The organism is Pseudomonas shirazensis, assembly GCF_014268785.2.
Taxonomy (GTDB): Bacteria; Pseudomonadota; Gammaproteobacteria; order Pseudomonadales; family Pseudomonadaceae; genus Aquipseudomonas; species Aquipseudomonas shirazensis.
The window spans coordinates 1,047,252-1,059,148 of record NZ_JABWRD020000001.1; the positions used below are offsets into that span (position 1 = coordinate 1,047,252).

Below are 11,897 nucleotides of genomic sequence, written 5' to 3' on the forward strand. Positions count from 1 at the left end.
TACTACTCCTCTCAGCTGCTCGCAGCGGGTCCAAGCCGCCCATTGGTTACCGGGTCTGTGGCAACACCTGGGGTCAATACGACCTTGCGGCAGCGTTCTTGCTGTTCGTCGAACATCTCATAGCCGCGCACGGCATCTTCCAGGCTGAGGCGATGGGTGATGATTGCTTCGGGATTGAGCCGTCCTGCTTCGATATGTTCGAGCAGTTCAGGCAGGAAACGTTGTACGTGGGTTTGGCCCATCTTGAAGGTCAGGCCTTTGTCGAATGCATCACCGAACAAGAAGCCATGGATGAAGCCGGCATATACGCCGGGCACACTGACTACGCCACCACGGCGCACTGCTGCCATGCACTGGCGCAGCGCCTTGCCGTTGCTCCCTTCAAGCTTCAGCGCAGTCAGTACCGATTCCGCAGTACTGCCCTTGGCCTCAAAACCCACTGCATCAATGGCCGCGTCAACGCCGCGCATGCCTGCGGTCTGGCGAATGATGGTGTCAGCAGGGTCGTCGTCATGATCAAAATCGATCGGAATCACGCCGTAGGCGCGCTTGGCGTAGTCCAGCCGATAAGCATGCTTATCAACCATGAAAATCTGCTCGACCCCGAGCATGCGTGCGCACGCAGCACTCAGCAGTCCTACCGGACCTGCCCCATAAATAGCCAGAGAAGAACCCTGGCCAACTCCTGCATTGGTCACAGCCTGCCAGGCGGTGGGCAGAATGTCTGACAGGAACAGGACTTTGTCATCGCTCAGCGTGCCTGGCACCTTGAACGGACCGACATTGGCCTTCGGCACCCGTACATACTCGGCCTGGCCGCCGGGAATGCCGCCATACAGGTGGCTATAGCCAAACAACGCCGCACCGGAGGGGATCAACTTCTTATTGAGGATCGCCCCGCGTCCGGTATTGGTCGTCTCACAAGCGGCAAACAGGTCATTTTGGCAAAAGAAGCAGCTGCCACAGGCAATCACGAACGGGATGACAACACGATCTCCACGCTGAACCGCGGTGACTTCGCTGCCAACGTCTTCAACAATCCCCATGAACTCATGACCGAGAATATCGCCCTCTTCGAGCGCAGGTATCCTGCCGTGATACAGGTGCAGATCGGAGCCACAGATGGCAGTGGCGGTTACTCGCAGCAGAATGTCGTCCTTCTCTTGAATGCCAGGGTCAGCAACAGTATCAACCCGGACATCTCCAGCGCCGTGAAAGGTCAATGCGCGCATATTTGTCGCCTCCAAGTGCAGCTGCTCAGTAGTTACGAGCCGGCCCAAATGGGATCGGCTCCATCAACATTCGCTGCGACTGACCAGCGGCGCCAAATACCGCCCTGTAAGATTTCAGGCGTGAACGCTCCATTGAACCGAATCGATACTGATCGGCAGCTCATCGATAGTGTGGATCAGGCCACCCGCAATTGCCTCCTCAGCATTCAAGATGCGTGGTTTGGCCAACAAATAGTGCTCTGTATCCAATGGTTGCTCAGCGCCAGCCGTGCGCTCCGCGACTATTTGCGCGTAGAACTGCAAGTCGTAATCAAGGCTCATGGCGTACTCGGACATACGTGCGTGATCGACTGAGCCGTGCAGCGTCCAGTGGAATGGGTGAAAGAGGAACTTGCTCATGCGACAGGCCGTGCGCTGTTCACCCGCCAGAAACAGGATATTGCCCATCGATTCGACCGTGCCGAGATTGTGCGTATGGACCAGTACCGGCAACGAGCGCAGGAAGTTGTACAGCGTGAAACCGTAACTGCAGTCGCCGCCCATGGTGGCGATGTTCAACTGAAGTGTTTGCGCGCCTTGGTTGAGGGCTCGCGAACAGGTGTTGATCAGGTTACCGCAGGTCGAAGAAGTGATCGGGCCGGTGAAGTGAATGATGTGACGGGCCATGCGTGCCTCCTGAGGTGGTGGGCCTTGGATGCCGGTGCATATATCAAGGTGGAATCTTCAAGCCAGGCAAAGTTCAAAATTGCTGGTGGCGCTGCGTAACAGGGCGCCCACTGGTCAACCCACGCTGAACCCTGACGCTCACGCAGAGGTCGCAGTTAAAGACTGATTCTGCACAAGGACTCCACCGTGAGCGACATTCGCATCGGCATATCCGGATGGCGTTATGGCCCCTGGCGCAAGGACTTCTACCCGGAAGGCCTGCGCCAGAAGGATGAGCTCGCGTTTGCGTCACGAGCAGTCAACAGCATTGAAATCAACGGCTCTTTCTACGCGCTGCAAACCCCAGCACGATATGCGCAATGGCGCGATGAAACACCAGACGACTTCATCTTCTCGATCAAGGCCCCGCGCTATATCACTCATACCCGCCGGCTCAAGGATATCGAAGAGCCGTTGGCGAATTTCTTCGCCTCCGGTCCACTGATGCTGGGTGACAAGCTTGGTCCGATGCTGTGGCAGTTCCCGGCCACGATGAAGTTCGATGAAGAACGCTTCAAGGATTTCTTCGAGCAGCTCCCTCGCGATCGCCGGGCCGCCTGCCGCTGTGCCGAGCAGTGCGCCGAACGCCTGCGCGGCAATGGCGCGACCGCCATCACCGGTAATGCCCCCTTGCGCCACGCCATCGAGATCCGTCACGAGAGCTTCCTCTGCGCCGCATTCATCAAACTGCTTCGCAAACACAACATTGCTCTGGTGGTCGCCGACAGTGCCGGCAAATGGCCCTATGTCGAAGACGTGACCGCAGATTTTGTCTATATGCGCCTGCATGGCGATGTCGAGCTCTACAGCAGCGGCTATACCGCACGCGCCCTGCGCCGCTGGCGCCAGCGCATCGAAGCCTGGAGCCAAGGTGGCCAGGCGGAAGACGCCCATCTGGTGGTGCCCGGCGCACCGCGCAAGCGCTCCCAGCGCGACGTCTACTGCTACTTCGACAACGACCAGAAAGTCCATGCCCCTTATGACGCACGGCGTCTGTTATCCAAGCTCAAGCTCGATGGCGAACTGGTCACCGAGCCTGGCGTCGAACCGCAGGTGGATCTATGAACCAACCGCTACACGAAGCGCGCTGCAGCGTAGGCAGCGTTACTGCCGTGCATGGCATTAACGTGCTGACGATCAACGTGCACAAAGGTTTTACCTTCTTCAATCGGCGCTTCATCTTGCCCGAGCTGCGCGAAGCGGTACGCAGCACCGGCGCCGATCTGGTGTTTCTGCAAGAAGTACATGGCACTCATCTGCAACATGCCGAGCGCCATCCGACCTGGCCAACCACGCCGCAATACGAGTTTCTTGCCGACAGCATGTGGTCGCAGTTCGCCTACGGGCGCAACGCGGTGTACCCCCATGGCGACCACGGCAACGCGTTGCTTTCCAAATTCCCCATCATCGAGCACCGTAATCTGGACGTCTCGATCGACGGTAATGAAGAGCGCGGCCTGCTCCACTGCCGCCTGCAGGTGCCTGGCCATGATCAGGTGCACGCGGTGTGTGTTCATCTAGGCCTGCGTGAGGCTCACCGGCAACGCCAGGTGCAGCTGTTGCTGGAATTGCTCGACAGCTTGCCGGCCAAGGCACCGGTGATCGTCGCCGGCGACTTCAACGACTGGCGCCTCAAGGCCGACAGCGTTCTCAGCGAGCACCTGGTCGAGGCCTTTGGCGACCGCTTCGGCATGCCTGCGCGCAGCTTCCCGGCCCGCCTGCCGCTGCTGCGGCTGGACCGCATCTACCTACGCAATGCCCTGCCGCGCTCGGCGCAGGTTCTATCCAAATACCCATGGTCGCATCTGTCCGACCATGCCCCCCTGGCCGCGGAGATCAGCCTATGACGTTATCCTGGACTGAAGGCAACACTGTGCAGTTGCTGATCAATGGCGAGGAGTTTTACCCCCGTGTCTTCGAGGCAATGGGCGAAGCGCAGGAGGAAATCCTGCTTGAGACGTTCATCATCTTCGATGACAAGGTTGGCCAGCAGCTGCAGCGGGTGCTGATCGAAGCTGCCCAGCGCGGCGTGCGTGTCGAACTGGTGGCTGACGGCTACGGCACCGCCGAGCTGCCGGATGCGTTCATCGCAGCGATGACCGAAGCGGGTGTGCGCTTCCACGCCTTCGATCCGCAGCCGAAAGTGGCTGGCATGCGTACCAACCTGTTCCATCGCCTGCACCGCAAGATCGTGGTGATCGACGCTGAGCGGGCGTTCATTGGCGGGATCAATTACAGCGCCGATCACCTGGGCGACTTCGGGCCGATGGCCAAGCAGGATTACGCGGTGGAAGTCACCGGTCCCGTGGTCGCCCAGGTGCACGCTTCGAGTATCAGGCTGATGAAGCCGGTGCTGGCCGGACCCAAGCGGGTCAAACCGGTGACCAAGCCGGCTGGGTCGGTGCGCGCCGTGCTGGTCGAGCGTGACAACCGCAAGCACCGCAACGATATCGAAGAGCAGTATCTGCAGGCCATACGCGGTGCGCGCAAGCGCATCATCATCGCCAATGCGTATTTCTTCCCGGGCTACAGGCTGCTGCGCGAGCTACGCAATGCCTCTCGCCGTGGCATCGAGGTAACGCTCATTCTGCAAGGGCAACCAGACATGCGTTGGGTGCGCGCGCTGTCGCGACTGCTCTACAACTACCTGCTACGCGACAACGTACAGATTCACGAATACTGCCAGCGCCCATTGCACGGCAAGGTTGCCCTGGTCGATGACGAATGGTCGACAGTCGGCTCGAGCAACCTCGACCCGCTAAGCCTTGCGTTCAATCTGGAAGCCAACCTGCTGATCAAGGATCGTGCGTTTAACCAGCAACTGTACGAGCACCTCAGCCAACTGGCCGGCAATCACTGCAAGACCGTCACCCTTGAGCGGATGATTCGTGGCTACTGGTGGCGAGCGCCATTGATTTTTGCCGGCTTCCACCTGACCCGATACTTCCCGCGGATTGCCGGCGTGCTGCCAGCCCATCGGCAACGGCTGAAATCGCTGCAACCTGAAGTCAGTACCCAAGGTGGACTGCGTGAGGGCAATACCTGATGGAACGGAAAACCTGGCTCACCTGGGGCAAGCGCCTGTTCACCCTGCTGTTCATGTTGATGATCCCGGTATTGCTGTACTACCTGGCGCGCAACCTCGACTGGAATGAAGTCCGTCAGTCGCTGCTGGCCTACAAGCCTGGCACGTTGATCGTCGGCCTCGGCCTGGCTCTTTGCAGTTATCTGGTGTTCGCCAGCTACGATCTGCTCGGGCGCGCCTACACCGGCCACAAGCTGCCTGCCCGGCAGGTACTGCCGGTGGCCTTCGTCTGCTATGCGTTCAACCTCAACTTCACCACCTGGGTCGGCGGGGTCGCCCTGCGCTACCGCCTGTACGGCCGTCTGGGCCTGGATAACGCCACCATCACGCGCATCCTCACCTTGGGTCTGTTGACCAACTGGATGGGCTACATGCTGCTGGCCGGTAGCGTGTTTGCCATGCGCCTGGTCAAGCTGCCTGAGAGCTGGTCGGTGGGTGCCACCGGGCTGCAACTCATCGGTGTGCTGATGATCGCCGTATCGGTCGGCTACGTGCTGGCCTGCGGTTACGCCAAACGGCGCACCTGGCATATCCGCAAGCACGAGATCACCCTGCCCTCCCTACGCCTGGCGCTGTGTCAGGTTGCCTTGGGCGCCAGCAACTGGGCGCTGATGGCAGTGCTGATCTATTGGCTGCTGCCGGGTGATGTGTTCTATCCGTCCATTCTCGGTGTATTGCTGATCAGTTGTGTAGCGGGCGTGGTGGCGCACATCCCGGCCGGGCTCGGTGTGCTGGAAACGGTGTTCCTGGCCCTGCTGCAAGGCCAGCTCAGCCAGGGCAGCCTGGTCGCCGGGCTACTCGGTTATCGCACCCTGTACTACCTGATACCGCTGGTGCTGGCGGTGATCGCTTATCTGATTCTGGAGAAACGCGCCAAGGCCCTGCGCCAGCAGGACAAGGCGCAATTGCACAAAACCTGAGCATCAACAAAAGCGGCCGACCGTAAAGGCCAAGGCCCGGGAGACAAACCATGTGTATCCGTGCCTTGCTTTTACTCGGTGCATGCCTGGCAAGCAGTCACGTGCTGGCTGAGGCCTGCGACGTCGTGACCCGCTCCTCCAGCGACGCAGTCAAGCCTGTTGAAGGCCACACCTGCTACAGCTACAGCAACATGCCCGCCGAGGCCATCAACTGGTCGTGCAGCAACGAGAGCAAGGAGATGCTCAGCACCGACAAGCGCAAGGTCGCGAAATGCGCCGAAGGCAGTGTCGGTAGCTGTATTGCCCAGTTGACCCAGGAAACCCTGGCCAATCCCAAGTCGATGGGCCGCGATGAACCCGCCACGCGGCCAGCGATCGGCAAGGACGCCCGGGTGATCACTTACTACTACGACACGCCAAGCCTGGGCCAGGCGCGCACGGATTGCGACCGCAGCAACGGTATCTGGCAGACCCACTAGAAGTGGTCCGACACAGGTCGGCCCCGGCCTGGCTCGAAGCTGCTCAACCTGCAGCAGCCTCGAGCCACACCGGGGCCGATTTCAGGACGGCTCAGGGCGAGATGGGATCGCTGGCCGGGAAAGTCTCATCAAGGGCGTTGTCGACACTGCTTTCATTCGGTTGCGCAGTCTCGCCGCATTTGCAGTCGCCCATGCGGCAAGGCTCGCCATTGCGGTGACCGCTGGCGCAGGCTTCGCAGCAGTAGCCCTTGCCGTCTTGCAGGAGGGTATTGGCATTTATCGTGCAAGCGCAGTCAAGGCATGCACAGCGTAGTTCGGTCATGATTCGCGGCTCCGGTTGGATGCTTCATCGTCTACAGGTGAGACCTCATCGGTCCATGGCTCGCCATCTAGCGGCGCTGAGCGCGCCAGCTCTGCTTCGTCGAGGCCAAATCCGCCGCCGATTTCCTCGACGTCTACTTCGCGCAAGACCTGGTCGGCCGGGTCTCCACCATCACCTGGCTCGTGCGGGTCGCGAGCGCCGGTCTGATCGAACAAAGTGTCTGGGCTCAGGTCGTCCAAGGTCACGTTGTCTTCGTGCAGGCTCTCGGTCAGAGCCTCGCCACCGGTCATGCCGCTCTCGGCCACACGCTCTGGCGGGAAGTCATGTTCGACTTCAGCCAGTGAGCGTTCGTCGCCGGCCCGGCCCTGGCGCTCATCGTCGCGGTCGCTGAAGTCCAGCTCGTGCACACTGCCCATCCGATCCTGAATGTCGTCGATCTCGGCAGGCGTGCGGGTTTTCGGGTCGTTAGGCTGAGCCATGTGCTGCTCTCCATCAGGTGGGTTCATAAAGTCGACCACCCCGGTTCGCAGATGACTCAAATTTGTTTATCAGGTGCAGACCAAATCCTCGCAGCCGTTGATATCCCCCCGCCCGTCACAGATGGAACTCCCTGCGCCGCCCTCGCCTCCCAAGTTCATAGAGCCTGGGATTTGAACAGGAGCCCGAGATGAGCGAACCCCTGCAGGAATATCAACGCAAACGCGATTTCAACGCCACCCCCGAACCCGCCGGCAAGCCACGCCGCAGCAAAAAGCCACAGGCATTGCAGTACTGCATCCAGAAACACGATGCCAGCCACCTGCACTACGATTTCCGCCTGGAACTGGACGGCACCCTGAAAAGCTGGGCAATTCCCAAAGGCCCTTCACTGGACCCAAAAGTGCGCAGGCTCGCTGTACATGTCGAAGACCATCCGCTGGATTACGCCGAATTCGAAGGCAATATCCCCGACGGCCACTATGGCGCCGGCGACGTGATTGTCTGGGACCGTGGTGTGTGGGAGCCCGAAGGTGACGTACACGCAGCCTACGCCAAGGGCAAGCTGCGCTTCCGCCTGCAGGGCGAAAAACTCTCAGGCGTATGGAATCTGTTTCGTACTCGTCTGGTAGGCAAGAAAGAACAATGGATGCTGGTCAAATCGCATGACGGCGATGCGCGTAGTGAAGACGAATACAGCATCGTCGAGGCTCTACCTGACAGCGTGATCAGTGACCGCACACTGGTGCCGCGCAAAGCAGTAAAGTCTCCCGCCAAAACGGCCAAGAAAGCAACGCCTGCTGCCAAGCGAAGCGCCAGTAAAACCAAAGCCGAGCTACCTGAAAAACTGCAGCCTCAGCTGGCCACTCTTGTCGATGCCGCGCCTGCCGGCGACTGGCGCTACGAGGTCAAGTTCGACGGCTACCGTATCCTTGCCCGGATCGATGGCGATGATGTACGCCTGTTTACTCGCAATGGCCACGACTGGAGCGCGAAGATGCCCCACCAGGTCGAGGCGCTGCGCACGCTCAAGCTAAAGCAAGCCTGGCTCGATGGTGAAATGGTGGTGGCCAACGAACAGGGCGCTGCAGACTTTCAGGCATTGCAGAATGCCTTCGATACGCAGAACGACGAGCAGATTACCTATTACCTGTTCGACCTGCTGTTCCTGGGTGGCGAAGACCTGCGTCAGGTGCCGCTGCAAGATCGCCGTGAAGCGTTGCGCCAGCTGCTTGAGCACAATGAGCGGGACTGCCTCAAGTACTCGGCCGACTTCGACGAGCCGGTCGAATCGCTGCTGCAGAGTGCCTGCAAGCTGGAACTTGAAGGGCTGATCGGCAAGCGAGCCGACAGCGTCTACTCAGGCCGACGCAGCAATGACTGGATCAAGCTCAAGTGCCAGCTGCGCCAGGAGTTCGTGATCGTCGGCTATACCGATCCTAAAGGCAGCCGCAGCGGGTTTGGCGCCTTGCTGCTGGCCCTGCACGACAAGCCCAGCGGTGAGCTGCGCTATGCCGGCAAGGTGGGCACCGGCTTTACTGCCACGACGTTGGCCAGCATCCATGCACGCCTGAAACCTCTCGAAGTCGCCAAGCCGGCGCTCGCCAAACCTCCAACAGGCGCAGATGCGCGTGGCGTGCATTGGCTCAAACCGAAACTGCTGGCCGAAATCGCCTACGCACAGGTCACCCGCGACGGCAGTGTGCGCCATGCGGTTTTCCACGGTCTGCGTGACGACAAACCGGCCAAGGCCATCGATCTGGAGCGTGCAATGCCAGAAGCCGCCGTTGCTAAAAAATCCTCTAACAAATCCAGCGATGAAGAAAACCTCGGTGAACTGCGCCTGACTCACCCCGACCGGGTGATCGACGCCAGCAGCGGCGCCACCAAGCGGCAGGTCGCCGAGTACTATGCCTCGGTCGCCGAATGGCTCATGCCGCAACTCAAGGACCGCCCAGTGGCACTGGTACGCGCACCGGATGGGCTGGAAGGCGAACTGTTCTTCCAGAAAAACGCCGGCCAGCTGCACCTGCCCGGCGTGCTTGGCTACGACAAGGTCGAGGCTGGCCAGGCGGCCATGGTCATCAACAGGCCTGAGACCTTGCTTGGCGCGGTACAGATGAACACGCTCGAGCTGCACACCTGGAACGCCACCGACAAGGATTTCGACAAGCCAGACCGCTTCGTGCTTGACCTCGATCCTGATCCTGCGCTGCCTTGGAAAGCCATGCTGGAGGCCACCCAGCTGACCCTGACCCTGCTCGATGAGCTTGGTCTCAAAGTATTTCTCAAGACCAGCGGCGGCAAGGGCATCCACGTGGTGGTGCCGCTGACCCGCCGCGCCGGATGGGACGAGGTCAAAGACTTCAGCCATGCTTTGGTCAATTACCTGGCCAAGCTGTTCCCCGAGCGCCTGAGCGCCGTGTCCGGGCCAAAGAACCGCGTCGGGCGGATCTTTATCGACTACCTGCGCAATGGCAAAGGCGCCACCACTGCGTGCGCCTACAGCCTGCGCGCACGCGAAGGCCTGCCGGTGTCGGTCCCGATCTGGCGTGAGGAGCTGACCGAGCTCAAGGGTGCCAACCAATGGACGATCAATAACCTGCACGAGCGTTTGGCTGAGGTTGAAGATCCATGGGCCGATATGGCCAAGACGCGCCAGTCAATTACCGCTGGCATGCGCAAAAAGATGGGGCTGAAGTGATGGTGGACTGGATCGACCTTCTGCAGTGGCCGGCCATGCTGCTTACCGTAATTGCCGCCTGGTGCATCGGTTCACGCCGACCCCATCGGCGGCGGATGGGTTTCTGCTGCTTTATCAGCAGTAATCTGTTGTGGGTGATCTGGGGCTGGTCGATCGAGGCCTGGGCGTTGATTGCACTGCAGTTCTGCCTGGGCGCGATGAACCTGCGCGGCTGGAAGAAAAACCTGCAGGCCGAAATGACTCACTGACCGTACAAAGGGGTTGCCGCGCAACCCCTCGTCGGTACGCCTCAGGAGGCTTTGCGTGTGCGCTTGGCGGGTTTCTTTTGCGTAGTCTTGGCAGGCTCGGGCGCTTTCTTCTTGGCTGCACCGGGCTTGCCCCCGAGGCTGCGTTTGAGCAACTCGGTAAGGTCGATAATATCTGCGCTTTTCTCGCCCTTGCCGCCCTCGGCCTTCTCCACCACGGCAATCTTGCCCTTGCTGGCCTTCTCTTCGACCAGGTCCATGATCGTCTGCCGGAACGCATCATGATATTCGTCCGGCGTCCACGGCCCGCTCATGTCTTCGACCAGGCGCTTGGCCATGTCCAGTTCACGCTTGTCGACCTTGATATCGGTTACGCTCTTGTCCAGCTCCAGCGTATCGAGGCCGCGCACTTCTTCTGGCCAGCGCAGGGTGATCATCACCAGTGCATCATCCAGCGGGCGCAACAGCGCCAAGTGCTGGCGGGTATGCAAGACCACCGTGGCCAAGGCCACCTTGCCGGTGCTTTCCAGGGTTTCGCGCAGCAGCGCATAAACCTTGCCACCGCGCTTGTCCGGGCTCAGGTAGTACGGCGTATCAAAGTGCTGCAGGGGAATATCGCCGGCCTCGACAAATGAGAAGATATCGATGGTCTGGGTGGCCTCAGGGCGCGCCTTGCGGATCTCGTCTTCACTGATCACCACATATTGGCCTTTCTGGTATTCCACGCCTTTGACGATGTTGTCCTTGTCGATTTCCTTGCCGGTGACCTTGTTAATGCGCTTGTAGCCCACCGGCTCCATGCTGCGTTTGTCGAGCCAGTCGAAATCGACCCGTTCGGTACGCACGGCGGTATTGAGTGAAACGGGGATGTGCACGAGGCCAAAACTGATCGCGCCTTTCCAGATTGCCCGGGCCATGGTCAGCTCCTGAAATTGCTAAGGTTGTCCAGGCTGGAATGAGCGCAGCGCACCGCAGCGCTCGCAACATTGGCATTCCAGCCCGGCTTGTCGGTGATTGAGCAGGGTCCGCCATTGGCAGCCCCGCAGCAGGCAGTAAAACTTCATCAGCCACCTCCACGGCCTGAACCACTTCAGGCCCTTAATGTAAATGACTGCGTGGCGAGATGAAGGTTTGATCGGGATGCCGCACGGCCTGGCTCAAGCGCTCTGAACCAATCATCAGGTCCAAGCGTCAATCGCAAAAGACACTCAAGGTGCCCCGTCATGCCGCAAGCTCAAGTCCAGGCTGTACTCGATTATCTGAAGCAGCAACACCTGCTGCTGACCACTGCCGAGTCCTGCACCGCAGGGCGCATGGTTGCGTTGCTGGCCGAAAGCCCAGGCACCGGCGAGGTGCTCGAGAGCGGCTATGTGGTGTACTCGCCTGAAGCGAAAAAACGCCTGCTGGGGGTGAGCGATATCACCATCGAGCGCTATGGATTGACCAGTGAGGCGGTAGCTTGGGAAATGGCGATGGGTGCCCTGCGCGACAGCACCGCTACCGTTGCAATCGCCACCACCGGAGTTGCCGGGCCAGAGAGTGCCGACGGTATAGCGCCGGGAACACTATGCTTTGCCTGGGCCTTCGCCGGCGAGCCGCTGGCGGTTTTCACCCGAACCCAACGCTTTTTCGGAACTCGCACCGAGGTGCTGCAACAGGGCGCGCTGTATGGATTGACACGCTTGAGCCATTACCACCAACGCTGGTTACGCGGTGAGCGGGCTTGAT

The 11,897-nt window shown here is 60.1% G+C and carries 14 protein-coding genes; 8 read left to right on the forward strand and 6 right to left on the reverse strand.

Annotated features, from left to right (window positions below; translation table 11 throughout):
- Positions 1-11 precede the first annotated feature (11 nt).
- Together HU736_RS04520 and HU736_RS04525 are read right to left on the reverse strand one after the other, a co-directional pair.
- Positions 12-1,232 (reverse strand): zinc-dependent alcohol dehydrogenase, encoded by a 1,221-nt coding sequence (locus HU736_RS04520; RefSeq protein WP_101319414.1) that lies wholly within the window; start codon positions 1,230-1,232, stop codon positions 12-14.
- Positions 1,233-1,346: 114 nt separating this feature from the next.
- The gene (locus HU736_RS04525) at positions 1,347-1,898 is read right to left on the reverse strand and encodes an ATP-dependent Clp protease proteolytic subunit (protein WP_103437310.1); all 552 of its coding nucleotides are present in this window, start codon (positions 1,896-1,898) and stop codon (positions 1,347-1,349) included.
- A gap of 186 nt (positions 1,899-2,084) precedes the next feature.
- On the opposite strand from HU736_RS04525, the gene HU736_RS04530 reads away from it, so the two are divergent.
- From HU736_RS04530 to HU736_RS04550, 5 genes are read left to right on the forward strand one after another with little or no spacing between them, the layout of a single operon-like run.
- Positions 2,085-3,002 (forward strand): DUF72 domain-containing protein, encoded by a 918-nt coding sequence (locus HU736_RS04530; RefSeq protein WP_186698101.1) that lies wholly within the window; start codon positions 2,085-2,087, stop codon positions 3,000-3,002.
- Positions 2,999-3,784, forward strand: coding sequence for an endonuclease/exonuclease/phosphatase family protein (locus HU736_RS04535; protein WP_103437312.1), 786 nt, complete (start codon positions 2,999-3,001; stop codon positions 3,782-3,784). Before HU736_RS04530 ends, HU736_RS04535 begins: the two co-directional genes overlap by 4 nt.
- Positions 3,781-4,983, forward strand: coding sequence for a cardiolipin synthase ClsB (gene clsB, locus HU736_RS04540; RefSeq protein WP_186698099.1), 1,203 nt, complete (start codon positions 3,781-3,783; stop codon positions 4,981-4,983). The genes HU736_RS04535 and clsB overlap by 4 nt, the downstream gene beginning before the upstream one ends.
- Positions 4,983-5,942 (forward strand): lysylphosphatidylglycerol synthase domain-containing protein, encoded by a 960-nt coding sequence (locus tag HU736_RS04545; protein ID WP_186698097.1) that lies wholly within the window; start codon positions 4,983-4,985, stop codon positions 5,940-5,942. Before clsB ends, HU736_RS04545 begins: the two co-directional genes overlap by 1 nt.
- A gap of 50 nt (positions 5,943-5,992) precedes the next feature.
- Positions 5,993-6,421, forward strand: coding sequence for a hypothetical protein (locus HU736_RS04550; protein ID WP_103437315.1), 429 nt, complete (start codon positions 5,993-5,995; stop codon positions 6,419-6,421).
- A gap of 91 nt (positions 6,422-6,512) precedes the next feature.
- Here the strand turns inward: HU736_RS04550 and HU736_RS04555 are convergent, their stop codons facing one another.
- Complete coding sequence (locus HU736_RS04555; RefSeq protein ID WP_186698095.1) at positions 6,513-6,743, reverse strand: metallothionein; 231 nt, start codon at positions 6,741-6,743, stop codon at positions 6,513-6,515.
- Positions 6,740-7,222 (reverse strand): phosphotransferase system, HPr-related protein, encoded by a 483-nt coding sequence (locus HU736_RS04560; RefSeq protein ID WP_181106290.1) that lies wholly within the window; start codon positions 7,220-7,222, stop codon positions 6,740-6,742. Before HU736_RS04560 ends, HU736_RS04555 begins: the two co-directional genes overlap by 4 nt.
- Before the next feature lie 188 nt (positions 7,223-7,410).
- Here HU736_RS04560 and ligD point away from each other — a divergent pair, with 188 nt between their 5' ends.
- Together ligD and HU736_RS04570 are read left to right on the forward strand one after the other, a co-directional pair.
- The gene (ligD, locus tag HU736_RS04565; RefSeq protein ID WP_186698093.1) at positions 7,411-9,924 is read left to right on the forward strand and encodes a DNA ligase D; all 2,514 of its coding nucleotides are present in this window, start codon (positions 7,411-7,413) and stop codon (positions 9,922-9,924) included.
- Positions 9,924-10,172: a hypothetical protein gene (locus HU736_RS04570; protein ID WP_103437319.1), complete on the forward strand. Its 249-nt coding sequence runs from the start codon at positions 9,924-9,926 to the stop codon at positions 10,170-10,172. Before ligD ends, HU736_RS04570 begins: the two co-directional genes overlap by 1 nt.
- A gap of 41 nt (positions 10,173-10,213) precedes the next feature.
- Here HU736_RS04570 and ku read toward each other — a convergent pair whose 3' ends face one another.
- A complete protein-coding gene (gene ku, locus HU736_RS04575; RefSeq protein WP_186698090.1) occupies positions 10,214-11,086 on the reverse strand; it encodes a non-homologous end joining protein Ku in 873 nt (290 codons plus the stop codon).
- Positions 11,087-11,104: 18 nt separating this feature from the next.
- The gene (locus HU736_RS21990; RefSeq protein WP_277989744.1) at positions 11,105-11,233 is read right to left on the reverse strand and encodes a PSPA7_2676 family Cys-rich small protein; all 129 of its coding nucleotides are present in this window, start codon (positions 11,231-11,233) and stop codon (positions 11,105-11,107) included.
- A gap of 159 nt (positions 11,234-11,392) precedes the next feature.
- Between HU736_RS21990 and HU736_RS04580 the strand changes: the two genes are divergently transcribed.
- Positions 11,393-11,896 (forward strand): CinA family protein, encoded by a 504-nt coding sequence (locus HU736_RS04580; protein WP_181106284.1) that lies wholly within the window; start codon positions 11,393-11,395, stop codon positions 11,894-11,896.
- Position 11,897: the final 1 nt, after the last annotated feature.

Excerpts from the sequence above, each read along its gene's own strand:
- HU736_RS04520 (WP_101319414.1), bottom strand. The coding sequence starts at position 1,232 with ATGCGCGCATTGACCTTTCACGGCGCTGGAGATGTCCGGGTTGATACT.
- HU736_RS04525 (WP_103437310.1), bottom strand. The coding sequence starts at position 1,898 with ATGGCCCGTCACATCATTCACTTCACCGGCCCGATCACTTCTTCGACC.
- HU736_RS04535 (WP_103437312.1), top strand. The coding sequence starts at position 2,999 with ATGAACCAACCGCTACACGAAGCGCGCTGCAGCGTAGGCAGCGTTACT.
- clsB (WP_186698099.1), top strand. The coding sequence starts at position 3,781 with ATGACGTTATCCTGGACTGAAGGCAACACTGTGCAGTTGCTGATCAAT.
- HU736_RS04545 (WP_186698097.1), top strand. The coding sequence starts at position 4,983 with ATGGAACGGAAAACCTGGCTCACCTGGGGCAAGCGCCTGTTCACCCTG.
- HU736_RS04550 (WP_103437315.1), top strand. The coding sequence starts at position 5,993 with ATGTGTATCCGTGCCTTGCTTTTACTCGGTGCATGCCTGGCAAGCAGT.
- HU736_RS04555 (WP_186698095.1), bottom strand. The coding sequence starts at position 6,743 with ATGACCGAACTACGCTGTGCATGCCTTGACTGCGCTTGCACGATAAAT.
- HU736_RS04560 (WP_181106290.1), bottom strand. The coding sequence starts at position 7,222 with ATGGCTCAGCCTAACGACCCGAAAACCCGCACGCCTGCCGAGATCGAC.
- ligD (WP_186698093.1), top strand. The coding sequence starts at position 7,411 with ATGAGCGAACCCCTGCAGGAATATCAACGCAAACGCGATTTCAACGCC.
- HU736_RS04570 (WP_103437319.1), top strand. The coding sequence starts at position 9,924 with ATGGTGGACTGGATCGACCTTCTGCAGTGGCCGGCCATGCTGCTTACC.
- ku (WP_186698090.1), bottom strand. The coding sequence starts at position 11,086 with ATGGCCCGGGCAATCTGGAAAGGCGCGATCAGTTTTGGCCTCGTGCAC.
- HU736_RS21990 (WP_277989744.1), bottom strand. The coding sequence starts at position 11,233 with ATGAAGTTTTACTGCCTGCTGCGGGGCTGCCAATGGCGGACCCTGCTC.
- HU736_RS04580 (WP_181106284.1), top strand. The coding sequence starts at position 11,393 with ATGCCGCAAGCTCAAGTCCAGGCTGTACTCGATTATCTGAAGCAGCAA.